Source organism: Polaribacter vadi, assembly GCF_001761365.1.
GTDB lineage: Bacteria > Bacteroidota > Bacteroidia > Flavobacteriales > Flavobacteriaceae > Polaribacter > Polaribacter vadi.
The window spans coordinates 140,608-164,330 of record NZ_CP017477.1 but is presented as its reverse complement, the minus strand read 5'-3'; the positions used below and the strand labels follow the sequence as shown (position 1 = coordinate 164,330).

The window sequence follows — 23,723 nt, the reverse complement described above, 5'->3', positions numbered from 1 at the left end:
TTTTAAATTTTGCCATGGTATTTTCTAATAAACCATTCTACAGTAAATAATCCAATTACAATGAATAAAATCCATCTCCAATCAATTAAATTTTCTTGTTTTGTTGATGATTTTTGAATCGTATAAAATGATTCCTCTTCCAATAATTCTTTTGTTATTGTATCTATCTGATTCGTATAAAACAACTTCCCTCCTGTTTTATCTGCTAATTTTTGCAACTTATTTACATTCGCATTTGTAAACTGCTCTTCAACTTCATAATCCGTAATTTTAAATCGCCCATATTTGTTGATGTTCTGACCAGATACTGATACTTTATACGTATAATCTCCAGAAGCAAGATTCTCAATTTCGGTTTGATACGAATTATTAATTAATGAAAAAGGAACTTTCAAAACTTCATTCGTTTCTGTGTTTGTAATGCTAATTTCAAGTGATGCTCTAGCATCAAACTGATAATTTTTATCGGTATAAAAAGCTGAAATATTTATGGTTGAATTTGCAGGATACAAACTTTCCGAATTTACTTCTAAACGATTTCTCTTCTTGTTGGATGCTAAAAACTGCACCAAATTCCCAGTAAATTTATCAAAATCTTCGAAAGAATTCGAATTTAAAAAAATAGCTGCTCTCCATTTCCAAATACCTTCTCCTAATAATATTGCCGATTTTTGATTATTTACATCAAAAGTTGCCACTAAAGGTTGCTGAGTTTGAACACCATTTATATTTTGCGACAGCAAAACTTGATGTTCTTTGGTGATGCTAACTTCACCAAACTTATCCAACAAAGGTGGGTAGTTATTAAAACCAATATCTTCTTGTAAAAAAGTTAAAAAAGCATCATTATAAATTGCCCCATAATTTTCTGTTTGGTTGATGGCGTTTTTACGAAATCCTAACGTTTTTTGGTTGATAAAATTCCAATCTGTATGTGCTCCAGAAACCAATAAATAATTACTATTATTTTCTTTTATCTTTGAAAAAACTGAATTAAAACTAGCAGTAGGTTGATATAAAATTACCAATTGAAACTCTTCTAATTCTTCTGTAAATTTATCAATCGTAACAATTTTTACAGATCGCTGTTTATTACTTTCTATTGATTTTTTAAAAGCACCCAAATCTGGATGTAAAACTGACGTTAATATCAATACTTTCGTTTGTTCATCTATAACTTCAACTGAAAAACTTTTACTATTATTTTTGATATTTTTCTCATTATTAATTTTTGAAATAGAAGCTGTATAGTATTGTAAACCCTCTTTCGTTGAAGTTAAATTTGCAAGAATAGTCGCCGATCTTTTATCCGAAGAAAAAGAAACATTTTTTCTAAAAACACTTTTACCTTCACTAAATATTGAAAATTGTGTGTTTACTTTTTCACGTCCTTCATAATTTAAAATAACTTCTACAGGAAATTTATTTTTGATATAACTGTATTTATTAACGTTTAATTGCGTTATTTTAACATCTACATATGTTGTGGTGTCTCCAATAACAATAGGATAAATTGGCTGTTTACTATTGATAAACTCGTAATCTTGACCAATCGTTTGGTTTCCATCAGAAATTAAAATAATGGGCGAAATTTTATCTTCCTGTAAATTTTGTACTCCAAGAATTCCATCAGAAATATTAGTTTGACTATCATCAAAAGAAAGACTGTCTAAAATTTGTAAAGAAGTACCAAACGTAAATTTTTGAACATCAAATTTCTTATTCAATTTACCATTTTCATCAATTACTTGAAGGAAATCAGCGACATTTTTATCCTCCTTAAAAAAAGAAGTTGATTTAGAATTATCAACCAAAACAGACAATACAGGTTTTATATTCGTAATTTCTGTTTTTTCTATAGTAGGATTTATGAATAATAGTAGTAGCAAAAAAAGACTTGTTGCTTTTAAAACAAATAAAATAGGTGTAACCTTAATGCTATTTTTTATTTGATAATAATATTGGAAATAGGCTATTGAAATACTCAATAACAACGCTAAAATACTGAATAGAATTAAAGTTGATTGCAAACTTATTATTTTATGGGAAAGATATAAATAACTATCTACAAACAAAAAACCTACAACGTTAAATGTTGTAGGTTATAAAGATAATTCAACTTTATTAGGGTTTTACTTTTAGAGGTATTGAAATGTTTAGGAGTTTAGGTATTTTAGGGGTAAAATATTTTTAGGGTTTAAGCTATATAATGATATTTTACATTTTGTTTTACGTACGTTTTTAAAATTCCCATAGAATTTAACTCATCTAAAATGTTATATATTACAAGTATTAAAGATACATTTTGGGTTTTCTTTAAAATTTGAAAACTTGTTAAAGGTTCTTTTTTTAGTTCATTTATTACTGCTTGATGCTCTATTGAAAGTTCTTTAGTATGCATATATGTTGTTATTTTACACTACAAATATACAGCGTCTTTAAGACTCAAAATAAAGTTTTAGACAAGTACTGATTAACTTTAGATGATTGGTAAACAAATATCGATGAATAAAAAAATGCCTGTTTTTTAAACAGGCATTTTTTATAATATTTTAAACTTTATTGTTATTTAATAAGGTTTTAAGTAAGCATTCCACCATCTACAGACAACGTTTGTCCTGTAATATAGCTACTCATATCTGAAGCTAAAAACACACAAGCATTTGCAATATCTTGTGGACTTCCTCCTCTTTTTAAAGGAATTGAATCTCGCCAACCTTGTACAACTTTTTCATCTAATTTATCTGTCATTTCTGTTTCAATAAATCCTGGAGCAATTACGTTACTTCTTACATTTCTTGAACCTAATTCTAAAGCAACTGATTTAGAAAACCCAACAATACCAGCTTTTGATGCTGCATAATTGGTTTGCCCAGCATTTCCTTTTAAACCAACTACAGAACTCATATTAATGATAGAACCTGCTCTTTGCTTCATCATTGGTCTTATTACAGCTTTTGTTAAATTAAAAACTGATTTTAAGTTTACTTCAATTACTTTATCAAAATCATCTTCAGAAATACGCATTAACAAATTGTCTTTTGTAATTCCTGCATTGTTTACTAAAATATCAATAGTTCCAAATTCTGCTAAAACTTCTTTTGCTAATTCTTGAGCTGCATCAAAATTTGCTGCATTTGATTGATATCCTTTTGCAGAAACTCCAAATGCTTTTAATTCTTCTTCTAATTCTTTTGCTGCTTCTACAGAAGAGCTATAAGTAAAAGCTACATTCGCACCTTGTTTTGCAAATTCTACTGCAATTCCACGTCCAATTCCTCTTGTTGCTCCTGTAATTATTGCTGATTTGTTTTCTAGTAATTTCATTTTAAAGTATTTTGATTGTTATCAAATATAAAAAAGTAATTCCTGAAAAATTGAAATAGCTTCAATATAATCAGGAATTAATATATTTAAAAATAATTTTTAATTATTTAAGAACGCTTGCAACCATTTCTCCAATTTTTGCTGGCGAACTTACAACGTGAATTCCATTTTCTGCTAAAATTTTCATTTTTGCTTGTGCAGTATCATCTGCTCCACCAACAATTGCTCCTGCATGACCCATTGTTCTTCCAGCAGGTGCAGTTTGTCCTGCAATAAAACCAACAACTGGTTTTCTATTTCCATCAGCTTTAATCCATTGTGCAGCTTCTGCTTCTAAATTTCCACCAATTTCACCAATCATAACAATTGCTTCAGTTTCTGGATCGTTCATTAACATTTCTACAGCTTCTTTAGTAGTGGTTCCAATAATTGGATCTCCACCAATTCCAATGGCAGTTGTAATTCCAAAACCTTGTTTTACAACCTGATCAGCAGCTTCATAGGTTAAAGTTCCTGATTTAGAAACGATACCAACTTTACCTTTTTTGAAAATAAAACCTGGCATAATACCAACTTTAGCTTCATCTGGAGTGATAACTCCTGGACAATTTGGCCCAACTAATCTTGTATCTTTATTTGCAATATATGCTTTTACCTTCACCATATCTGCAGTAGGAATTCCTTCTGTAATACAAATAATTACTTTGATTCCTGCATCTGCAGCTTCCATAATTGCATCTGCAGCAAAAGCTGGAGGAACAAAAATAATAGAAGTATCTGCACCTGCTTTTTCTACAGATTCTGCAACCGTATTAAAAACTGGTTTTCCTAAATGCTCTTGACCACCTTTTCCTGGAGTTACACCTCCAACAACGTTTGTTCCATAATCAATCATTTGACCAGCGTGAAAAGTACCTTCACTACCTGTAAAACCTTGTACAATAATTTTTGAATTCTTATTTACTAAAACACTCATGGTTTGTCTTTATTTATTTGTTATGCAAAAATAGTTCTTTGTTTACTTTTATAAAAAACTTATCCGTTTTTTATTTCTCTTTTAACAATCTTTTTAAGCCTGCTATTTGTTTTAATTTTTCTCTTGATTCTTCAATTGGAGTTCCAAAATAACTTTTTCCTCCTGCAACTGATTTTGTAACACCAGTTTGCCCTAAAATTATAGCACCTTTACCAATAGTAATTCCGCTATTTGTGCCAACTTGTCCCCAAATTGTAACCTCATCTTCAATAATTACACAACCAGCAATACCTGTTTGTGAAGCTATTAAACATTTTTTGCCAATTACAGTATCATGACCAACATGCACTTGATTGTCAATTTTAGTGCCTTCTTTAATGGTTGTATCTCCTGTAACTCCTTTATCAATAGTACAAGAAGCACCTAAGTCTACATTATTTTCGATGACAACTCTACCTCCTGAAATTAATTTATCAAAACCTTCTGGACGTTTTTTATAATAAAAAGCGTCTGCTCCCAAAACTGTATTGGCGTGAATGGTTACATTATCACCTAAAACTGAATTGTCGTAGATCGTTACATTTGGATGAATCACACAGTTTTTACCAATGGTTACATTGTTTCCAATAAAAACATTGGGCTGAATTATAGTTCCTTCTCCAATAATAGCACTTTCTGCTATGCTTTCTTTGGATGCAATAAAAGGATTAAAATATTTGGTTATTTTATTAAAATCACGAAAAGGATCTTCAGATATTAATAGAGATTTACCTTCTGGACAATCTACTTTTTTGTTGATTAAAATAGTTGTTGCAGCAGAATTTAATGCTTTATCATAATATTTAGGATGATCTACAAAAACGATATCTCCTTTTTCTACTACATGAATTTCATTGATTCCTAGAATCTCGAAATTATCATCACCTATAAAATCGGTATTGATTAATGTAGCAATCTCTTTAAGAGTTTGTGGTTTTTTGAATTTCAAAATTAATTTTTAAGTTTGAATGAATTCTGAATTAATTGAAATGTGTTTTTATACTTTTTATATCTATCATCTACAGTCCAAGACATCAGCATATACATTTTCGCATCACTTTCTACAAAACCAATTAAATAATTTCCGTTAATACCATCAATAATTCCATTTAGTTCAAATTGTTTGGTTATTAAATTTTTAAGTTTAAAATCTAATTCTTTTACTTCATCAGAATTTAAACTTTCTTGAAAACTTTTTACTTGATACTCTGAATAGTTTTCGATAACAGATAGTGAATCATTATAAATACCAATTTCTTTAAAGGCATCAATAAATTCTTGTTTATCTTCATCAATTACAATTGTATAAGTTTCTTTGTAAATATTAGCATATTGAAAGGAAGCATCATCATTTAAAGATGGCATTTCCTTCATATAATCAGGAATAGAAATTAAGTAATCATCATTTACAGAAACCTCAACTAAATCTTTAGCTGTAATATCTTCTTTACTTAAAGATGCTGCAGAGTCTATAATCTTTTTACAAGAGCTTAATGATAAACAAATCATTAAAATAATTAGGAGTCCTTTTTTCATAGCGCTATTTTTAGTAAGTAATCTTCAGCAGGCAGTTTTCAGTAGTCACTGAAAACTGCCTGCTGAAGATTGACAACTTTTTTTTTACTCCTTAATACGTTCTTGGTAAGTTCCTTTGGCAGTTTCTATTTTAATTTTATCACCTTCATTAATAAATAAAGGAACATTAACTTCTGCACCAGTTTCTACAGTTGCTGGTTTTGTAGCATTTGTGGCTGTATTACCTTTAATACCAGGTTCTGTATGTGTTACTTCTAAAATAACACTCATTGGCATTTCTACAGAAAGTGGCATATTATCTTCAGAGTTGATGATAATCGTTACAATTTCACCTTCTTTCATTAATTTTGGTGTATCTAAAGCTGCTTCTAATAATCTTATTTGACTATAATCAGCTTCATTCATAAAATGATAAAATTCGCCATCATTATATAAATATTGAAATTTATGAGTTTCTACTCTTACATCATCTATTTTTCTACCTGCAGGAAATGTGTTATCAATTACTTTTCCATTCGTTACACTTTTTAATTTTGTTCTTACAAATGCAGGCCCTTTTCCTGGTTTAACATGTAAAAATTCAACTATTTTGTAGATATCATTATTATATCTAATACACAATCCGTTTCTAATATCTGATGTTGTTGCCATATTTTATTTTTTAGTTTGTGAATTTGCACAAACTTTAAGTTTAGTTTATCAATTTTAATTTACGTTAAAATATCCTTTCATAATTCCTCTATGAGAATCTTTTATGAATTGAATAATTTCATCACGTTCTGGAGTTGCTTCCATTTCTGCTTCGATAATATCGATTGCTTGCGTATAATTATAGTTTTTTTGGAATAAAATTCTATAGATATTCTGAATTTCTCTAATTTTTTCAGTTGAATATCCTCTTCTTCTTAAACCTACTGAATTAATACCAACATAAGATAAAGGCTCTCTTGCAGCTTTTACATAAGGAGGTACATCTTTACGAACCAAAGAACCACCAGTTACAAACGCATGTTTACCAACAGATGCAAATTGATGCACAGCAACCATACCTGCTAAAACAACATTATCGCCAATGGTTACATGACCTGCTAAAGTTGTATTGTTAGAAAAAATACAATTATCACCCACATAACAATCGTGAGCAACATGACAATAAGCCATAATTAAACAGTTATTACCAATCACAGTTTTCATTCTGTCTTTTGTTCCTCTGTTGATGGTAACACATTCTCTTATAGTAACATTGTCTCCAATTTCTACAGTAGTTTCTTCATCATCGAACTTTAAATCTTGTGGAATTGCAGAAATTACTGAACCAGGAAAAATTCGACAATTTTGCCCAATTATTGCGCCTTCCATAATGGTTACATTAGACCCAATCCATGTTCCTGAACCAATTGTTACATTATTATGAATGGTTGTAAAAGGTTCTATTACAACGTTTCTTGCAATTTTTGCTTGGGGATGAACATACGCTAAAGGCTGATTCATATTTTATTTTTTTCTAGCAATTTGTGCCATTAATTCTGCTTCTGCAACTAATTTACCATTTGCATATGCATATGCTTGCATGTGGCAAATTCCTCTTCTTATTGGAGTAATTAATTCTGCTTTAAAAATTAAAGTATCTCCAGGCAACACTTTTTGTTTAAATTTCACATTATCCATTTTCATGAAATATGTTAAATAATTTTCTGGATCTGGAACTGTGCTTAATACTAAAACACCTCCACATTGTGCCATTGCTTCTACTTGTAAAACCCCTGGCATAACTGGTGATCCTGGAAAATGACCTACAAAGAAATTTTCATTCATGGTAACATTTTTCATACCCACAACATGTTTTTCTGATAGCTCTATAATTCTATCAATCATTAAAAATGGTGGTCTGTGAGGTAAAATGTCCATTATTTGATGAATATCTAATAATGGTGGTAAGTTTAAATCGAATTGAGGAACATAGTTTCTCTTTTCAGTTTTTATAATTTTAGCCAATTTTTTAGCAAACTGCGTATTTACCAAATGTCCAGGTTTGTTAGCAATAACTTTTCCTCTAATTCTTGTGCCAACTAAAGCTAAATCGCCTATTACATCTAATAATTTATGACGAGCAGCTTCATTTGCCCAATGTAAAGTAAGATTGTCTAAAATACCATTTGGTTTTACAGAAATATTTTCTTTATTAAAAGCTTTTTGAAGTTTTTGCATGGTGTTTTCTGATAATTCCTTATCAACATAAACAATAGCATTATTTAAATCACCTCCTTTAATCAAATCGTTTTCTAGTAACATTTCAATTTCATGTAAAAAACTGAATGTTCTAGCATCTGCAATTTCTGTTTTAAAATCAGAAATACGATCTAAAGTAGCATTTTGAGTTCCTAAAATTTTAGTTCCAAAATCTACCATAGTTGTAATTTGATATTCATCTGAAGGCATCAAAATAATCTCGCTTCCAGTAATATCATCTTTAAAAGAAATAATTTCTTTTACAATATATTCTTCAATATCTGCATCTTGCTCTTCTATACCTGCTTTTTCTAAAGCTTCTATAAAATATTTTGATGAACCGTCCATAATTGGTGGTTCAGAAGCATCTACTTCTATCAACAAATTATCGATATCTAAACCAACAGCAGCAGCTAAAACGTGTTCTGATGTTTGTATTTGAACTCCGTTCTTTTCTAAATTTGTACCTCTTTGCGTAGTTACAACATATTCTGCATTTGCTTCAATTATTGGAGAGCCCTCCAAATCTATTCTCTTAAAAGCAAATCCATGGTTTATTGGAGCTGGTTTTAACGTCATTGAAACAGTGTTACCTGTATGCAAACCTACACCAGAGAGTGTAACTGCATTTTTTATTGTTTTTTGTTTCTTACTCATTATTCTTTTGTTTGAGTCTTCAATTCTTTTTCTAATTGATTTATTTTTGAAGCCAATTTTGGTAAATTTTTGAAATAAGCATATGATTTAAAAAAATCTGGATAATTAAATGCTGGTGAACCTTGAACAATAGCACCATCTTTTAAACTTTTACTGATACCAGATTGACCTTGTATTTGTAAATTATTCCCTAATTTTAAATGTCCTGAAATTCCTACTTGACCTCCTATTACACAATTTTCGCCAACTTTAGAGGAACCAGCAACTGCAGATTGTGACGCAATAACTGTATTTTTTCCTATTTCTACATTATGAGCAATCTGAATTAAATTATCTAATTTAACACCTTTTCTTATAATTGTAGAACCCATTGTAGCTCTATCTATAGTTGTATTCGCACCAATATCTACATAATCTTCTATGATTACATTTCCTATTTGCGGAATTGCTGCGTATTCGCCTTTTTCATTAGGTGCATAACCAAATCCATCTGAACCTATAATACATCCAGAATGAAATTTACAATGATTACCAATTTGAGTTTCCGAATATATTTTTACGCCTGAAAAAATCACACAATTATCACCAATAATTGTATTATCACCAATATAACTGTTTGGATAAATTTTTACGTTATCACCAATAATTACATTTTCACCTATGTAAGAAAAAGCACCCAAATACTCATTTTCTCCAATTTTTGCTGATTTCGAAATAAAATGTGGTTGCTCTCTACCTTGTTTATTATTTTTTACTTCGTTGTAAAATTCTAATAATTTAGAAAAAGATTTGTAAGCATCTTCTACTTTTATAAGTGTGGATGTAACTTCTTTTTCTAAAGTTAAACTTTTATTTACAATAGCTACTGAAGCATTTGTAGTATAAAGGTATGAGTTATATTTTGGGTTCGATAAAAAAGTTAAAGAACCTTTTTCTCCTTCCTCTATTTTAGATAATTTAGAAACTTCCTCATCAGGATTTCCCACGACTTCTCCTTCTAAAATATCCGCTATTTGTTGTGCTGTAAATTTCATTAACTGCAAAAGTATAAAATTTAAAGGTATTTGGCTAATATCATTTATACTTTGGATAACAAATAAAGTATTTTACGACAGGTTTTGTTAATGCCTGTAAGTTTAATTGATCGGATGCTTTTGCAATATCTTTTAACTTTCCGTTTTTATTTAAAATAAGAATTGGTATTTCTGAATTGTAAGCCTGATTAATAATTCTCTGAGAAAACACAAAATAACTCGTTTCTTTTGCTGATAATTTCAACTTTTTCGAGAACTTTTGTATCTTCTTTTGTACATCAGCTTCTTCAAAATTAGTTTTCTGAATTTCGATTCTTAATAACTCTCTATCAACAATTATTTTAGATAGTAAAGACAACACTTTATCTGAATGATTCGTCCATTCTTTGATGGCAGATAAAATATCATAATCATCTAAATTAGAGAACATTTCTAAAGTATTGTCTGTAAAATTATCCTTATTTATTTGATTGTATAAAAAATATTTTAAGGCAGAACTTGCATATAAATCAACACCATTTTCTGCTAATTCTTTTGCTCTTCTTAAAACATTTACCAACATATTTTCTGCAACCAAACCTGTTTTATGTAAATACACTTGCCAATACATTAAACGTCTAGCAATCAAAAATTTTTCTACAGAATAAATTCCTTTTTTTTCGATCACTAACTCATCATCCTTCACATTCATCATTACAATTAACCTGTCTGATGAAATATTGCCTTCTGTAACTCCTGTAAAAAAACTGTCTCGTTTTAAATAATCTAATCGATCTATATCTAATTGACTAGATATTAATTGATATAAAAATTTACGATGATATTTCCCTTCAAAAATTGTAATGGCTAAATCTAATTCACCATCAAATTCTTCATTTAATTTTTTGATGAATTTTAACGAAATCTCTTCGTGAGAAATCCCACTTACAATACTATGCTCCAAAGCGTGAGAAAAAGCTCCATGACCAATATCGTGCAATAAAATTGCAATATATAAAGCTACTTCTTCGTCTTTAGAAATTTCAATTTGTTTAAAACGTAAAACTCTAACTGCCTTTTGCATTAAATGAATACAACCAATTGCATGCTGAAAACGCGTGTGATTTGCTCCTGGATACACCAAGTTAGAAAAGCCCATTTGCGCAATTCTTCTTAATCTCTGAAAATAAGGATGTTCAATAAGATCGAATATGATGGAATTTGGAATTTGAATAAATCCATAAATAGGATCATTTAAAATTTTTAATTTATTTGGCGTTTTTTTCTTCAAAATTGATACTTTTTTAAGAGGATGCAAATTACGATTTAATGCTTTAAACTTGATTGTTTTACCTATTAATATTTTTCAGCTTATATAATAACATCTTATCAATAAAAATAAAATTTAACGAATATAAAAAGCTTTCTAAAAGTGAAAATTTATAAAACCTAAAATTGGCAATATTTTATCATTATTAGCATCAACAAAAAGTAACAAAAGGGTATATTTAACGTTAGAAATTTAGAATTTAAAAACGAACTATGAGTAGCATACAAATATTATGGGTAGATGATGAAATTGAATTATTAAAACCTCACATTCTTTTTTTAGAACGCAAAAACTACAAAGTAACAACCTGTACAAATGGTGCTGATGCTATTGATTTGGTTGATGGACAAAATTTCGATATTGTTTTTTTAGATGAAAATATGCCAGGATTAACTGGCTTGGAAACACTTTCGGAAATCAAACAAAAACAGGCAAACTTACCTGTAGTTATGATTACTAAAAGCGAGGAAGAATATATTATGGAAGAAGCCATTGGCTCTAAAATTTCAGATTATTTAATAAAACCTGTTAATCCTAGTCAAATTTTATTGAGTTTAAAGAAAAATCTAGACAACTCACGTTTGGTTTCAGAGAAAACAACCTCTAGCTATCAGCAAGAATTCAGGAAAATTTCGATGGATTTATCTATGGTAAATTCTTATTCAGAATGGATTGATTTGTATAAAAAACTAGTTCATTGGGAATTAGAATTAGAAAACATTAGCGATCCTGGAATGTTAGGGATTCTAGAAAGTCAGAAACAAGAAGCTAACAATCAGTTTTTTAAATTCATTAAAAAGAATTACGAAGATTTCTTAACAGCTCATGACAAACCCACTTTTTCTCATACCCTTTTTAAAGATTATGTGGTTCCAGAATTAAGTAAAGACCAAAGTGTTTTATGGGTTGTGATTGATAATTTACGGTACGATCAATACAGAATTTTAGAACCTTTAATTAATAATTTTTACAAGAAAGACAAAGAATATTCTTATTTCTCAATTTTACCAACAGCCACTCAATATGCTAGAAATGCAATTTTTTCTGGGTTGATGCCATCAGAAATGGAAAAACGCCATCCTAATTATTGGAAAAACGATGTTGATGAAGGTGGAATGAATCTATACGAAAATGAATTTTTAACGGCTCAAATAAAAAGATTAAGTTTAGATATTAAACACGAATATTATAAAATTACTTCTTTAAAAAGCGGAAAAGAATTAGCCGATAATTTTAACGGAACTAAGCAAAACGACTTAACAACAGTTGTCTATAATTTTGTGGATATGCTTTCACACTCTAAAACAGAAATGGAAGTTATTAAAGAATTAGCTGGCGATGATAAAGCGTATAGAAGTTTAACTTTAAGCTGGTTTAAAAACTCACCTTTGTTTGAAATTATTCAAAAAGCACAGAATTTAGGTCAAAAATTAATCATCACCACAGATCATGGAACCATTAACTGTAAAAATCCTACAAAAGTAATTGGCGATAAAAATATCAGCGCTAATTTACGTTACAAAACTGGCAGAAGTTTAAGCTACGAAGAAAAAGATGTATATGCAGTAAGAAATCCTAAGGATATCTTTTTGCCAACTGTAGCTATGAATAGTCCGTTTATTTTTGCGAAGGAAGATTTATTTTTTGCGTATCCAAACAACTTTAATCATTTTGTAAAATATTACAAAAACACCTATCAACATGGAGGTGTTTCTTTAGAGGAAATGATTATTCCTTGTGCAGTTTATAGTCCCAAGTAAAACTTAAATTTGCAATAACTAAAAAAATGCTATTATGAAAAAAAGAAGTTTATTAATTTTAATAATATTTCAAATTTCACTCATCCAAAGTTCGTTTGGTCAAGAAGATGAGCTATTTGAAGAATCCGAAAGTTTAATTGAACAAAAAAAATACAAAAAAGCGATTGAAAAGCTTGACAAAGTACTGGAGTTAAATCCAAATTTTGTGGGTGCTTTTGTAAATCGAGGCATCAGTAATACTGCTTTAAAAAATTATAAAGTTGCTATAAATGATTTTAAATCTGCTATAAGTTTAGATTCATCAAACACACTTTCGTTTTTTTACATTGCCAATAATTATAGAAAATTAAAAGATATAAGAAGCGCAATTTTCTATTATGATAATGCTGAGAAATCTGCAGAGAATAATTTTTCTAATCAATCTGCAAATTTTAATTTAAAAAGAACTTTTTTAAATGGCATTTCTCCTTTTCAAGTTTCACTTTATCAAATAAGATATCATAGAGGTTTAGCTTTTTATGATTTAAAAAACTATAAATCTGCACTTAAGGATTTTATTAGTATAGATGATGTAAAAAAATCAAGAGATTCAAAGTTTATGTTAGCTTCTTCTTTGCTCAAATTAGAGAGAAAAAAAGAAGCTTGTTCTGAATTTGAAAATGCAGTTGATTTAGGAAGTGAAGATGCTATAGAAGTGATGAAAGTTAATTGCTATTAAAATTTTTGAAATGAAAAATAAAACAATTTTTATATTATTTTTTATTTTTCATTATGTAATAAATATACAAGCACAAGAAGACAAGCTATCTTTAGCTGCTTTAGAATTAACAAAAGACAACGTAGTTTATGATCCAAGCTATTTCTCAATTGAATATCCAAATGGAGATGTGCCAAAAGGAAAAGGTGTTTGTACAGATGTAATTATTAGAGCTTACAGAAAATTAGGAATCGATTTGCAAAAAGAAGTTCATGAAGATATGAAAGCAAACTTTAATCTGTATCCTAAAATTTGGAGTTTAAAAAGGCCTGATAAAAATATAGATCATAGAAGAGTGCCAAATTTAATGACTTTCTTTTCTAGAAAAGGAACCACAAAACCCATCACTAAAAATCCTGACGATTATAAACCTGGAGATATTATTTGCTGGAATTTAGGAGGCGCAATTACGCATACAGGAATTGTAGTCAACAAAAAATCTCAAGACAATAAACGATTTCTAATTGTGCATAATATTGGAGCTGGTCAAGTTTTACAAGATTGTTTGTTTGACTTTAAAATTATTGGGCATTATCGATATTTGAATTAGTTTTTAAAAAAAATCCGAAATACTATTAAAAAGTAAACCCCAAAGTTTTAAAAACCTTTTTGGTTTGCTACTTTTGTTTCTATGAATAAAAACTATTCTTTAGATAATTTATCTGAAATTGCATCAGAAATTATTACATCCGCAGAAAATAAAACCTTATTATTTTTTGGAGAAATGGGTGTTGGTAAAACCACACTAATCAAAGAAATATGTAAAAATTTGGACGTTTTAGATAGCATCTCCTCTCCTACTTTTTCTTTAGTAAATGAATACGAAACATCAAAAAAGGAAAAAGTTTTTCATTTTGATTTTTACAGAATTACGGATGAAGAAGAGGCTTTAGACATGGGAATTGAAGAATATTTCGATAATAACGACTGGTGTTTAATTGAATGGCCAAAAAACATCGAAAATTTACTACCTTTAGATGCTGTTGAAATTCATTTATCAATTTTAAATGATGGAAAACGCAACATTCAACTAAAATAAAACTAATTTTTATGAGTCAATTTTCTCCTTTTAGTAAAGAAGAATTACTACCACAAGCAGAAATGCTAGAAATACAAAAGAGAAAAGGCGAATTGTTTATTGGTTTGCCTAAAGAAACTTATATAGGCGAAAAACGTGTTTGTTTAACACCAGATGCAGTTACAGCTCTTTGTGCTCATGGCCATAGAATAGTAGTAGAAACAGGTGCTGGAGATGGCGCAAATTATACTGATAAAGAATATTCGGAAGCTGGCGCAAAAATTTCTTACAATACAGAAGAAGCTTTTAAATGTAATATTGTTTTAAAAGTGGCACCACCAACTGAAGAAGAAATTGCATATTTAAATCCAGAAACTATTTTAATTTCCTCTTTGCAATTAAAAACACAAAATAAAAAATATTTTGACTGTTTAGCAAAAAAGAAAATCACTGCAGTTGCTTTCGATTATATAAAAGACGAACATAATTCGTATCCAGTTGTTAAATCTTTAAGTGAAATTGCTGGGACAGCTTCCATATTAATTGCAGGAGAATTAATGAGTGGTACTAATAAAGGAAATGGATTATTGTTTGGCAATATTGGTGGAGTTCCACCAACAAGTGTTGTAATTTTTGGAGCAGGAACTGTGGGCGAATATGCAGCAAGAACTGCCTTAGGCTTGGGTGCTAGAGTAAAAGTTTTCGATAATTCAATTTCTAAATTACGAAACCTGCAACATTGTTTACCTGCACCAATTTATACATCTACTTTGCAACCAAAATCTATTACAAAAGCTTTAATGAGATGTGATGTTGCTATTGGAGCTATTAGAGGCAAAAACAGATCGCCTGTTGTGGTTACAGAAACGATGTTAGAATCTATGAAAGAAGGTGCTGTAATTGTAGATGTTAGTATTGATAGAGGTGGTTGTTTTGAAAGCTCAAATGTTACTTCTCACAACTCACCAACATTTGTAAAACATGGTGTAATTCACTATTGTGTGCCCAATATTCCTGCACGTTATTCAAGAACTGCTTCTGTTTCTATCAGTAATATTTTTACACCTTATTTATTAGATATTGCAGAAGAAGGTGGTTTTGAAAATGCAGCTCGTTTTGATAAAAGCTTAAGAAATGGCATGTATTTTTATCATGGAATCTTAACAAACAGAACAGTTGCAGAATGGTTCGATTTACCTTTTAGAGACATTAACTTATTAATTTTATAAAATAAAGTTAAGCATTTTTTATCAACTTAATTTAAAAGTATTGAGAGTGTTAATTTTATAATTAGCACTTTTTTTTTGATGTAAGTGTAACAATTTAATTTCCAAGATGTCTTTTAATAAAACAAAACCATCTAAAACTTTACAAAATGAAATTTAAAATCGTAACAATAGCTTTCCTTTTTTTATCAATGACGTTTTTTGCTCAAAAAACAGTTGAAGCCTCTGATATTATGAAAGACATCAAAGCAGGAAAATCAATTTCTTATCAAAACGCTAAAATAGTAGGAACTTTAGATTTTACTTTTATGGATGATGCTTCTGCAAAACTTCCTAAAAAGAAAAAAAGTTTTTGGTGGGGAAATGGAAGCTCTACCAATGATGTAAAAAACAAGATTGATGTTGACATTTCTTTTGTTAACTGCACCTTTAAAGATGATGTTTTAGCCTATATTCCTAATGAAGATTCAGGCTATACTTTTACTGCTGATTTTGAAAATATTGCTATTTTTAAAAACTGTAACTTCGAAAGAAAAGCAATGTTTAAGTATTCAAATTTTGAAAGAGAATCCGATTTTTCTGGATCTAATTTTGATGATGATACCACTTTTAAATATGCAAAATTTGATAAAGACACCAGTTTTGAGAACACAAAATTCACAGAAACTGCTACCTTTAAATATGCAGAATTTGACAGAAATGTAAGTTTTTCGAACTCAGTTTTTGAAGATGAAGCAATTTTTAAATACACAAAATTTAAAGATGGTGTTTCTTTTAACAATACTAATTTCGAAGAAGATTTAGATATTAAATACATGAAAGTTTCTGGGAGTTTTGATATCAACAAAATGAAAGTTGGTTTTGATATCGATTCTAAATACACAACCATAAATGGAAGAAGCTTTAATAAATATCTTATAGAAAGTAAAAATTAGGTTTCAAATAAAATTATCGTCCAAAAAGGTCAGCAATATGCTGACCTTTTTTATTTAAATTCAAATCTTCATTTTTATATAAAAGTAAAAGAAAGACATAAACTAGCTTTCAAAGAAAATTAAGATTTTTAGAGAAAAAACAAAAACTAACAGCTAAAAATAAACAATTCACAATTCAAAAAGACCCTAAATAAGTATTTGTGAAATTAAAGGATTTTTACTATTTTGCAGTACAACAAAATAGACTTTATGCCAACAGAAATTAAGAGGTTATTCGATTTTCCTTATCATCAATTAGAGACTTATAATCTAAAAAAAGCATTATCCACAAAATACGATGGAAAATGGGAATCTATTTCTACTCAAGAATATATAAATCAATCAAATCAATTAAGCAGAGGTTTATTAAAATTAGGGGTACAACCTAATGATAAAATAGCAATAATATCTACAAATAATAGAACAGAGTGGAATATTTGCGACATTGGAGTTTTGCAAACTGGCGCTCAAACTGTACCAATTTATCCAACAATTTGCAAAGAAGATTACGAATATGTAATCAATCACTCTGAAGCAATTTTTTGTTTTGTTTCTGATGTTGAAGTTTTAGATAAACTAAACCAAATAAAAGATAAAACGCAATTAAAAGGTGTTTTTACTTTTAATGATATTAAAGGTGAAAAAAGTTGGAAAGAACTTTTAGAAGCTGGCAAAGACGATAGCAACCAAAACGAAGTGGAAGCTAGAATGAAAGCTGTAAAAGAGGATGATTTGGCTACCTTAATTTACACTTCTGGAACCACAGGAAAACCAAAAGGAGTAATGCTTTCTCACAAGAACATTGTTTCCAATGTTTTAGCTAGTGAGAAAAAAGTTCCTTTAGAGTTTGGTAAGGATAAAGCTTTAAGTTTTTTACCTGTTTGCCATATTTTTGAACGTATGATATTGTATTTATATCAATTTTGTGGTGCAGAAATTTATTTTGCAGAATCTATTGATAAATTATCAGAAAATGCTCAAGAAATAAAGCCAGATGTTATGACAGCTGTGCCTCGTTTGTATGAAAAAATTTACGATAAAATTATTTTAAAAGGAGAAGATTTATCTGGAATCAAGAAAAAACTATTCTTTTGGGCTGTAAATTTAGGTTTAGAATACAAGCCTTATGGAGCAAATGGTTGGTGGTATGAAAAACAATTGAGTTTAGCACGCAAACTTATATTTTCTAAATGGCAAGCAGCTTTAGGTGGTAATCTAAAACTAATGGTTTCTGGAAGTGCTGCTTTACAACCACGTTTAACAAGAATTTTTGCAGCTGCAGGAATGCCAATTATGGAAGGTTATGGTTTAACAGAAACATCTCCTGTTGTATCTGTAAATTTCATAAATGTTGATGGTGTAAAAGGTTTTAGAGTTGGTACAGTTGGTAAAGTTATTGATGGTGTAGAAGTTAAAATTGCAGAAACTGGCGAAATTTTAGTAAAAGGACCCAATGTTATGCTAGGGTACTATAAAGATCCTGTAAAAACAGCAGAAGTTCTTAAAGATGGTTATTTTTATTCTGGTGATAAAGGAGAAATAGATAAAGATGGTTTCTTAAAAATTACGGGTAGAACTAAAGAAATGTTTAAAACATCTGGAGGTAAATATGTAATTCCACCACTATTAGAAGGCGAGTTAAAACAATCTTTATTTATAGAGCAAATAATGGTTGTTGGTGAAAATGAAAAAATGCCAGCTGCAATTATTCAACCAAATTTCGATTATTTAAAAGATTGGGCAAATGATAATAAAATCTCTTTTACTTCTAATGAAGATTTAATTAAAAACGAAAAAGTAATTGCTAAAATTCAACAAGCAGTTGACGATTGTAATATTCATTTTGGAAAATGGGAACGCATTAAACGTTTTGAATTAACTCCAGATGAATGGTCTATAGATGGTGGCCATTTAACACCAACCATGAAAATGAAAAGAGCTGTTATCGTGCAAATTTATAAAGATTTGTATGAAAAAATATACAGACCATAGATAACAAATTTTGTTTGATTCATTATTTTAAATATTGAGAATCAATCAAAACAACTTTTTAAAATTAAGGTTTAAAAATCTTTAAGTCATAAAAAAATCCCAAGTATTAACTTGGGATTTTTTTTATGATTACTGTAAATCAATTCGAATATAAATTACACTTTAATAGAACAACCAATAGCAACAGTAGTTGTCTTTTCTATCTTTTTATTGTTTAATAAAGCATCAACAGCATTTTCTACATATTTTTCTGTGACAGCATCTTCATCTCTAGAACTGTTATCAATTGCACCAATATATTGTACTTTCATATCGTTTTTAGTAACAATAAAAACATGTGGTGTTTTTGTAGCTCCAAATCTTGGATATACTTTTTGACCTTCATCTAACAAATAAGGAAAATTAAAACCTTTTTCATCCGATCTAATCTTCATTTTCTCCATACTTTCTCCTGGATCAGCAATAGGATTATTAGGGTTAATAGCGATTACTGGATAACCACTATCTTCATATTTATCGTTTAAAGCGATAATTCTATCTTCATTCGCAACTGAATAAGGACAAGTGTTACACGTAAAAATAATGATAAAACCTTTGGCATCATCATAATCGGATAATGATAAAAAATCACCATCTACATTTTTTAGTTTAAAATCACTAATAGTATCCCCAACAGCATAACCTGCTACAGGTTTTAAAGTAAAAGCTGCTGTTGTAAGTGCAACAACTGCAAGCAATAATATCGATTTAATTGTTTTCATAATTTATGGTTTTAAAAAAGTTTTTAATTCAGTTTCTAACATAATGTAATCAAAAGATTGTTCGTAAAATTTTCTATTATTTTTATTGTAAATTAAAGTTGCTGGCAAAGCTCCAGACCAAGTTGAATCGATGGCTTTTATCCAAACGTTTTCATCAATATCATTCAACAAAACAACTTCAGATTGCAACTGTTTTTTGTTGATAAAAGGAATTAATTTTTTTTCTACTTGTTTAGGAAAATCTAAACTCACCAATAAAACTTCTACGTTTTTAGAAGCGTATTCTTGTTTTATTTTTTCGAAATAAGGCAATTCTTTTACGCAAGGTGCACACCAAGTTGCCCAAAAGTTTACGATGTAAGTTGTGTCATCATTTTTTTCTAAATAAGGTTTTAATTCATTATAGTTTAGCGTTTTTACTGTTGATATTTCTTGCCAATTGCTTTCAGAATCCTCAACAGTATTCGTTTTAGAAACCTCTTTTTTACAAGAAAAGATTATCAGTAACATTGAAAATATTAGTAGTGCTTTTTTCATCCATATAAAATTACATCATTTTAAAATACAACACCAAAAATTAACGCATAATTAACAAAAAAAATCCCCAAAAATATTTTTTTGAGAATTTTTTAAAACTTGATAACTAGAAAGTTAGTCATAAATATCATTCAATACTTTTGCTAAACGAATTCCACCTTTTTGAAGTTGAGTTCTTACAGTTCCAAAATGATCGTAAGAATAATTATAACGTAAATTCTCTCCTACTTTAACAGATTTGTAAACCTCTTTTGTAACTTCATGAACTTCATTTACCCAATCTACAACAGAACCTTCTTCTATAAATTCTATTTGTTTTTTCGATAAATCATCAGCATTTTCTGCCAATTCAATATAACTCATGTTCCAATCTGCAATCATGTTGGTGTCCCAAACTCGATGTAAGTTAGATCCATTTCCAAACCATTGCACTTGCACATCATTACCACCTTTATCTTCTTTTCTTCCAATATGCATTGGCTGGTGTAAATCTCCAACTAAATGCACCAACATTTTTAAATGAAATACTTTATCTTCATCAGCACTATTATCGTCTTTTAAAACAGCAATACATTTTTCGATTCCTTGCACTAAATCTCCTTGAGGATTTTTTTCTGCTTGCTCATATGTTTGATCTAAATCCATATTTACATAATGCCAAACATTGTAATCTCTATATTTTCTGTCAGATTTAATTTCATCTGCATAGGTAGAAACAAATGCTAAACTTTGTCCTTTTAAAATTTTATCAATACATTTTTTTGTTTTTCTTGTTAAATGCTTTTCAGCAATTTTACCAGTTACTCTATGACCATTTTGTCCCCAGAAATAAGTTTCATCAGATGAGGACGTCATCATCAATAAAAATGGTATCAATAATAAAAGTTTGATTTTCATATTTGTAAATTATAAATTTATTTTTAACAAAAGTATAAAAATAATTGCTTAATAATTTGGAAAAATCAAAAATTAACTTATATCTTTGTGATATCAATTTAATATCAAACTAAATCTTTTACTTATGAAAGCTGAAAAAATCATCAAACTTGCGAATGGCTACCTAATGGTATTTATCGTTTTATTACTATTTTTTGGGGGAATTGCAATGTCAATCATCAAAGAAACTCCTGTTTTTATAATTGTTTCAATACTAGGTTTTATTGGTTTTTTCGGATTTATCTTAGTAAACCCAAATACTTCTAAAGTTATTTTATTATTCGGAAAATATGTGGGAACCATCAAAGAAAATGGGTTGTATTGGGCAAATCCTTTGTACAGAAAAAAGACAATTTCGTTAAGAGCAAGTAATTTTGATAGTGAACGTTTAAAGGTGAATGATAAATTGGGGAATCCTATTATGATTTCTACCATTTTAGTTTGGCGAGTAACAGATACGTACAAAGCTGCTTTTGATGTAGATAATTACGAAAATTTTGTACGTGTACAAACGGATGCTGCTGTAAGAAAACTAGCAAGTATGTATCCTTATGATAATTTTGCTGATGAAGGACATGATGAAGATATTACGTTACGTTCTAGTGTAAATGAAGTTTCTGAAGCCTTAGAAAAGGAAATTGATGAACGTTTAACAATTGCAGGAATTGAAGTTTTAGAAGCTAGAATTGGGTATTTAGCCTATGCAAATGAAATTGCTTCTGCTATGCTAAAAAGACAACAAGCAACAGCAATTGTTGCTGCAAGACATAAAATTGTGCAAGGTGCTGTTGAAATGGTAGAAATGGCGTTAAATGAATTGAACAGAAAACAAATTGTAGAGTTAGATGATGAACGAAAAGCAGCAATGGTTAGTAATTTATTAGTAATTTTATGTGGAGATAAAGAAGCTTCGCCTGTTGTAAATGCTGGTACTTTAAGTCATTAATTAAGTTAGTAGTTAGCAGTTAGCAGTTAGCAGTTAGCAGTTAGCAGTTAGCAGTTAGCAAAAATGAAATCTTTGAAACAAATTTAAAAATATGAAAGAATACAAGTTTTTAAAGCAAAAAATGAGCTGGTCTAATAGTCAAAATAATTTTGAAGATGAAATTAATTCACATGCAAAACAAGGCTGGCGTGTTATAAATATATATTGCAATACGAATGGTGGAGTTTACGCGCTTTTAGAGAAAGATAAAAACAGATAAAATGAAAGTGTTTAAAGAAGAACAACGTTTTACACAAACTTGGCTAATTATTATTTTGATAATTGCCATTGGTGTTCCGTTTTTACTTGGCGTGTATGGAATTATTCAACAGATAATTTACAAAACACCTTTGGGACAAAGACCAATGTCAGATGTAGGATTGATAATTTTTACAATCAGTATGTTCTTATTAACACTACTTATTTTCTTGATAAAACTTACCACTAAAATAGATGAAAAAGGTATTCAGTATCAGTTTTATCCTTTTCATTTTTCTATGAAAAAAATCTCTTGGAATGAAATTTCGAAAGTAGGTGTTAGAACCTATTTACCAATTAGTGAGTTTGGTGGTTGGGGTTTAAGAGGTGGCTTTTTCTTTAATAAAGGCAAGGAAAAGGCCGTTAATATTTCTGGAAATATTGGGATTCAATTAATTCTTAAAAATGGTGAAAAATTATTAATTGGTACTCAAAAAGAAAGCGAAGCTAAAAATGTTTTAGAAACTTATAAATCAAAAATCAATTAATATGATACGTATTTTAACTTACTTAAGTATATCAATATTTAGCATGGCAGTTTCTTTGGCACAAGTAAAGTCTGAAGAAATTACTATAAATAATATGGCAATTCAATTGCCAGGAACATTATCATATGCATCAGATAAATCGCCTTTAATTATTTGGGTTCATGGTTCTGGAGGTGTGGATAGAAATGGAAATCAGCCTCAATATATCAAACAATTCAGAGACGAAATCAATAAAAATAATATTGCTTTTTTTTCTTATGATAAAAGAACAGCCAATCCAAAAAACGCTCAATTTCTTCAAGAAGATGGTGTTTTAGTTGTAGATTTTGTAAGCGATGTTAAAGAAGTCGTGAATCATTTTAAAGATGATAAACGTTTTACAGAAATTATTTTGGTTGGTCATAGTCAAGGTTCTTTAATTGCAATGATGGCTTTGAATAATGTTGATACATATATTTCTATTGCAAGTGCAGGAGAAACGATTGATAAGACTTTAATAAGACAAATTACTGCTCAAAATCCTGAATTTGGCAAACTTACTGCAGCCTATTTAAAAGAATTAAAGGAAACTGGAGAAATCAAAGAAGTAGACCCAAATTTAATGGGGCTTTTTGCAGAACCAAATCAGCCTTTTTTAATTTCTTGGTTATCCTTAAATCCTTTGGAAGAAATTAAAAATGTAAAAGTACCAATATTAATTATTAATGGTGATAAAGATTTTCAGGTTCAAGTTTTGGATGCAGAAGCTCTAAAAAACGCAAAACCAGATGCAGATTTATTCATCATAAAAAATATGAATCACGTTCTAAAAAATATTGAAAAAGAAGAAGACAATTTAGCTTCCTATTATTCTGCTGATTTTCCGATTTCAAAAGAGCTAATAAAAACGATTGTAGAATTTATCCATAAATAAAATTCCAATTT

The 23,723-nt window shown here is 29.2% G+C and carries 25 protein-coding genes; 11 read left to right on the top strand and 14 right to left on the bottom strand.

From position 1 onward, the window contains the following. Window positions 1-2: 2 nt before the first annotated feature. The 11 genes from LPB03_RS00640 to LPB03_RS00590 all read right to left on the bottom strand — a co-directional run bounded on the left by LPB03_RS00640 (window position 3) and on the right by LPB03_RS00590 (window position 11,068). Window positions 3-2,030 carry a VWA domain-containing protein gene (locus LPB03_RS00640; RefSeq protein WP_231953122.1) on the bottom strand — a complete coding sequence of 676 codons (2,028 nt, stop codon included), beginning with the start codon at window positions 2,028-2,030 and terminating at the stop codon, window positions 3-5. Between the two features lie 167 nt (window positions 2,031-2,197). Next, on the bottom strand, window positions 2,198-2,401 hold the full coding sequence (locus LPB03_RS00635; protein ID WP_065318397.1) for a hypothetical protein: 204 nt from the start codon (window positions 2,399-2,401) through the stop codon (window positions 2,198-2,200). Between the two features lie 179 nt (window positions 2,402-2,580). Next, a complete protein-coding gene (gene fabG / locus LPB03_RS00630; RefSeq protein ID WP_065318398.1) occupies window positions 2,581-3,327 on the bottom strand; it encodes a 3-oxoacyl-[acyl-carrier-protein] reductase in 747 nt (248 codons plus the stop codon). 103 nt (window positions 3,328-3,430) lie between these two features. Continuing rightward, window positions 3,431-4,303, bottom strand: a complete 873-nt coding sequence (gene sucD / locus LPB03_RS00625; RefSeq protein ID WP_065318399.1) for a succinate--CoA ligase subunit alpha — start codon at window positions 4,301-4,303, stop codon at window positions 3,431-3,433. 70 nt (window positions 4,304-4,373) lie between these two features. Then, complete coding sequence (locus LPB03_RS00620) at window positions 4,374-5,291, bottom strand: UDP-3-O-(3-hydroxymyristoyl)glucosamine N-acyltransferase (RefSeq protein ID WP_065318400.1); 918 nt, start codon at window positions 5,289-5,291, stop codon at window positions 4,374-4,376. Window positions 5,292-5,293: 2 nt separating this feature from the next. Further along, window positions 5,294-5,878, bottom strand: a complete 585-nt coding sequence (locus LPB03_RS00615) for a hypothetical protein (RefSeq protein WP_065318401.1) — start codon at window positions 5,876-5,878, stop codon at window positions 5,294-5,296. A gap of 84 nt (window positions 5,879-5,962) precedes the next feature. Next, window positions 5,963-6,529: an elongation factor P gene (efp, locus tag LPB03_RS00610; RefSeq protein WP_065318417.1), complete on the bottom strand. Its 567-nt coding sequence runs from the start codon at window positions 6,527-6,529 to the stop codon at window positions 5,963-5,965. Window positions 6,530-6,583: 54 nt separating this feature from the next. Continuing rightward, window positions 6,584-7,369: an acyl-ACP--UDP-N-acetylglucosamine O-acyltransferase gene (gene lpxA / locus LPB03_RS00605; RefSeq protein WP_026778124.1), complete on the bottom strand. Its 786-nt coding sequence runs from the start codon at window positions 7,367-7,369 to the stop codon at window positions 6,584-6,586. Between the two features lie 3 nt (window positions 7,370-7,372). Then, window positions 7,373-8,764 (bottom strand): bifunctional UDP-3-O-[3-hydroxymyristoyl] N-acetylglucosamine deacetylase/3-hydroxyacyl-ACP dehydratase, encoded by a 1,392-nt coding sequence (locus LPB03_RS00600; RefSeq protein WP_065318418.1) that lies wholly within the window; start codon window positions 8,762-8,764, stop codon window positions 7,373-7,375. Next, the gene (gene lpxD, locus LPB03_RS00595; RefSeq protein ID WP_065318419.1) at window positions 8,764-9,798 is read right to left on the bottom strand and encodes a UDP-3-O-(3-hydroxymyristoyl)glucosamine N-acyltransferase; all 1,035 of its coding nucleotides are present in this window, start codon (window positions 9,796-9,798) and stop codon (window positions 8,764-8,766) included. Before lpxD ends, LPB03_RS00600 begins: the two co-directional genes overlap by 1 nt. A gap of 40 nt (window positions 9,799-9,838) precedes the next feature. Beyond that, window positions 9,839-11,068, bottom strand: coding sequence for an HD domain-containing protein (locus LPB03_RS00590; RefSeq protein WP_170324190.1), 1,230 nt, complete (start codon window positions 11,066-11,068; stop codon window positions 9,839-9,841). Window positions 11,069-11,319: 251 nt separating this feature from the next. On the opposite strand from LPB03_RS00590, the gene porX reads away from it, so the two are divergent. The 7 genes from porX to LPB03_RS00555 all read left to right on the top strand — a co-directional run bounded on the left by porX (window position 11,320) and on the right by LPB03_RS00555 (window position 18,834). Beyond that, a complete protein-coding gene (gene porX / locus LPB03_RS00585; RefSeq protein WP_065318421.1) occupies window positions 11,320-12,867 on the top strand; it encodes a T9SS response regulator signal transducer PorX in 1,548 nt (515 codons plus the stop codon). 34 nt (window positions 12,868-12,901) lie between these two features. Then, window positions 12,902-13,585, top strand: coding sequence for a tetratricopeptide repeat protein (locus tag LPB03_RS00580; RefSeq protein ID WP_065318422.1), 684 nt, complete (start codon window positions 12,902-12,904; stop codon window positions 13,583-13,585). Between the two features lie 10 nt (window positions 13,586-13,595). Then, complete coding sequence (locus LPB03_RS00575) at window positions 13,596-14,174, top strand: DUF1287 domain-containing protein (protein ID WP_065318423.1); 579 nt, start codon at window positions 13,596-13,598, stop codon at window positions 14,172-14,174. An 81-nt stretch (window positions 14,175-14,255) separates the two neighbouring features. Next, window positions 14,256-14,663 (top strand): tRNA (adenosine(37)-N6)-threonylcarbamoyltransferase complex ATPase subunit type 1 TsaE, encoded by a 408-nt coding sequence (gene tsaE, locus LPB03_RS00570; protein WP_065318424.1) that lies wholly within the window; start codon window positions 14,256-14,258, stop codon window positions 14,661-14,663. 11 nt (window positions 14,664-14,674) lie between these two features. Then, window positions 14,675-15,871, top strand: a complete 1,197-nt coding sequence (locus LPB03_RS00565; RefSeq protein ID WP_065318425.1) for an alanine dehydrogenase — start codon at window positions 14,675-14,677, stop codon at window positions 15,869-15,871. Between the two features lie 146 nt (window positions 15,872-16,017). Beyond that, complete coding sequence (locus tag LPB03_RS00560) at window positions 16,018-16,803, top strand: pentapeptide repeat-containing protein (RefSeq protein WP_065318426.1); 786 nt, start codon at window positions 16,018-16,020, stop codon at window positions 16,801-16,803. 249 nt (window positions 16,804-17,052) lie between these two features. Beyond that, the gene (locus LPB03_RS00555; RefSeq protein WP_065318427.1) at window positions 17,053-18,834 is read left to right on the top strand and encodes an AMP-dependent synthetase/ligase; all 1,782 of its coding nucleotides are present in this window, start codon (window positions 17,053-17,055) and stop codon (window positions 18,832-18,834) included. A gap of 155 nt (window positions 18,835-18,989) precedes the next feature. On the opposite strand, the gene LPB03_RS00550 is transcribed toward LPB03_RS00555, so the two are convergent. The 3 genes from LPB03_RS00550 to LPB03_RS00540 form a co-directional block, all read right to left on the bottom strand. Next, a complete protein-coding gene (locus tag LPB03_RS00550) occupies window positions 18,990-19,595 on the bottom strand; it encodes a thioredoxin family protein (protein ID WP_065318428.1) in 606 nt (201 codons plus the stop codon). A 3-nt stretch (window positions 19,596-19,598) separates the two neighbouring features. Continuing rightward, window positions 19,599-20,132, bottom strand: a complete 534-nt coding sequence (locus LPB03_RS00545) for a TlpA disulfide reductase family protein (RefSeq protein WP_065318429.1) — start codon at window positions 20,130-20,132, stop codon at window positions 19,599-19,601. Window positions 20,133-20,246: 114 nt separating this feature from the next. Continuing rightward, window positions 20,247-21,029, bottom strand: coding sequence for a S1/P1 nuclease (locus LPB03_RS00540; RefSeq protein WP_065318430.1), 783 nt, complete (start codon window positions 21,027-21,029; stop codon window positions 20,247-20,249). A 124-nt stretch (window positions 21,030-21,153) separates the two neighbouring features. Here LPB03_RS00540 and LPB03_RS00535 point away from each other — a divergent pair, with 124 nt between their 5' ends. The 4 genes from LPB03_RS00535 to LPB03_RS00525 all read left to right on the top strand — a co-directional run bounded on the left by LPB03_RS00535 (window position 21,154) and on the right by LPB03_RS00525 (window position 23,712). After that, entirely contained in the window at window positions 21,154-22,014 is an 861-nt protein-coding gene (locus LPB03_RS00535; RefSeq protein ID WP_065318431.1) for an SPFH domain-containing protein, read from the top strand. Window positions 22,015-22,105: 91 nt separating this feature from the next. After that, on the top strand, window positions 22,106-22,273 hold the full coding sequence (locus LPB03_RS16475; protein WP_083187014.1) for a DUF4177 domain-containing protein: 168 nt from the start codon (window positions 22,106-22,108) through the stop codon (window positions 22,271-22,273). Between the two features lies 1 nt (window position 22,274). Continuing rightward, window positions 22,275-22,799, top strand: coding sequence for a hypothetical protein (locus tag LPB03_RS00530; RefSeq protein WP_065318432.1), 525 nt, complete (start codon window positions 22,275-22,277; stop codon window positions 22,797-22,799). Between the two features lies 1 nt (window position 22,800). Then, on the top strand, window positions 22,801-23,712 hold the full coding sequence (locus tag LPB03_RS00525) for an alpha/beta hydrolase family protein (RefSeq protein WP_065318433.1): 912 nt from the start codon (window positions 22,801-22,803) through the stop codon (window positions 23,710-23,712). Window positions 23,713-23,723 lie beyond the last annotated feature (11 nt).

What these genes read in the sequence shown, in the direction of transcription:
- sucD (WP_065318399.1), bottom strand. Translation starts at nt 4,303, where the DNA reads ATGAGTGTTTTAGTAAATAAGAATTCAAAAATTATTGTACAAGGTTTT.
- LPB03_RS16475 (WP_083187014.1), top strand. Translation starts at nt 22,106, where the DNA reads ATGAAAGAATACAAGTTTTTAAAGCAAAAAATGAGCTGGTCTAATAGT.
- LPB03_RS00575 (WP_065318423.1), top strand. Translation starts at nt 13,596, where the DNA reads ATGAAAAATAAAACAATTTTTATATTATTTTTTATTTTTCATTATGTA.
- LPB03_RS00555 (WP_065318427.1), top strand. Translation starts at nt 17,053, where the DNA reads ATGCCAACAGAAATTAAGAGGTTATTCGATTTTCCTTATCATCAATTA.
- LPB03_RS00540 (WP_065318430.1), bottom strand. Translation starts at nt 21,029, where the DNA reads ATGAAAATCAAACTTTTATTATTGATACCATTTTTATTGATGATGACG.
- LPB03_RS00525 (WP_065318433.1), top strand. Translation starts at nt 22,801, where the DNA reads ATGATACGTATTTTAACTTACTTAAGTATATCAATATTTAGCATGGCA.
- porX (WP_065318421.1), top strand. Translation starts at nt 11,320, where the DNA reads ATGAGTAGCATACAAATATTATGGGTAGATGATGAAATTGAATTATTA.
- LPB03_RS00560 (WP_065318426.1), top strand. Translation starts at nt 16,018, where the DNA reads ATGAAATTTAAAATCGTAACAATAGCTTTCCTTTTTTTATCAATGACG.
- LPB03_RS00600 (WP_065318418.1), bottom strand. Translation starts at nt 8,764, where the DNA reads ATGAGTAAGAAACAAAAAACAATAAAAAATGCAGTTACACTCTCTGGT.
- LPB03_RS00565 (WP_065318425.1), top strand. Translation starts at nt 14,675, where the DNA reads ATGAGTCAATTTTCTCCTTTTAGTAAAGAAGAATTACTACCACAAGCA.
- efp (WP_065318417.1), bottom strand. Translation starts at nt 6,529, where the DNA reads ATGGCAACAACATCAGATATTAGAAACGGATTGTGTATTAGATATAAT.
- tsaE (WP_065318424.1), top strand. Translation starts at nt 14,256, where the DNA reads ATGAATAAAAACTATTCTTTAGATAATTTATCTGAAATTGCATCAGAA.
- LPB03_RS00530 (WP_065318432.1), top strand. Translation starts at nt 22,275, where the DNA reads ATGAAAGTGTTTAAAGAAGAACAACGTTTTACACAAACTTGGCTAATT.
- LPB03_RS00550 (WP_065318428.1), bottom strand. Translation starts at nt 19,595, where the DNA reads ATGAAAACAATTAAATCGATATTATTGCTTGCAGTTGTTGCACTTACA.
- lpxA (WP_026778124.1), bottom strand. Translation starts at nt 7,369, where the DNA reads ATGAATCAGCCTTTAGCGTATGTTCATCCCCAAGCAAAAATTGCAAGA.
- LPB03_RS00615 (WP_065318401.1), bottom strand. Translation starts at nt 5,878, where the DNA reads ATGAAAAAAGGACTCCTAATTATTTTAATGATTTGTTTATCATTAAGC.
- LPB03_RS00545 (WP_065318429.1), bottom strand. Translation starts at nt 20,132, where the DNA reads ATGAAAAAAGCACTACTAATATTTTCAATGTTACTGATAATCTTTTCT.
- lpxD (WP_065318419.1), bottom strand. Translation starts at nt 9,798, where the DNA reads ATGAAATTTACAGCACAACAAATAGCGGATATTTTAGAAGGAGAAGTC.
- LPB03_RS00580 (WP_065318422.1), top strand. Translation starts at nt 12,902, where the DNA reads ATGAAAAAAAGAAGTTTATTAATTTTAATAATATTTCAAATTTCACTC.
- fabG (WP_065318398.1), bottom strand. Translation starts at nt 3,327, where the DNA reads ATGAAATTACTAGAAAACAAATCAGCAATAATTACAGGAGCAACAAGA.
- LPB03_RS00635 (WP_065318397.1), bottom strand. Translation starts at nt 2,401, where the DNA reads ATGCATACTAAAGAACTTTCAATAGAGCATCAAGCAGTAATAAATGAA.
- LPB03_RS00535 (WP_065318431.1), top strand. Translation starts at nt 21,154, where the DNA reads ATGAAAGCTGAAAAAATCATCAAACTTGCGAATGGCTACCTAATGGTA.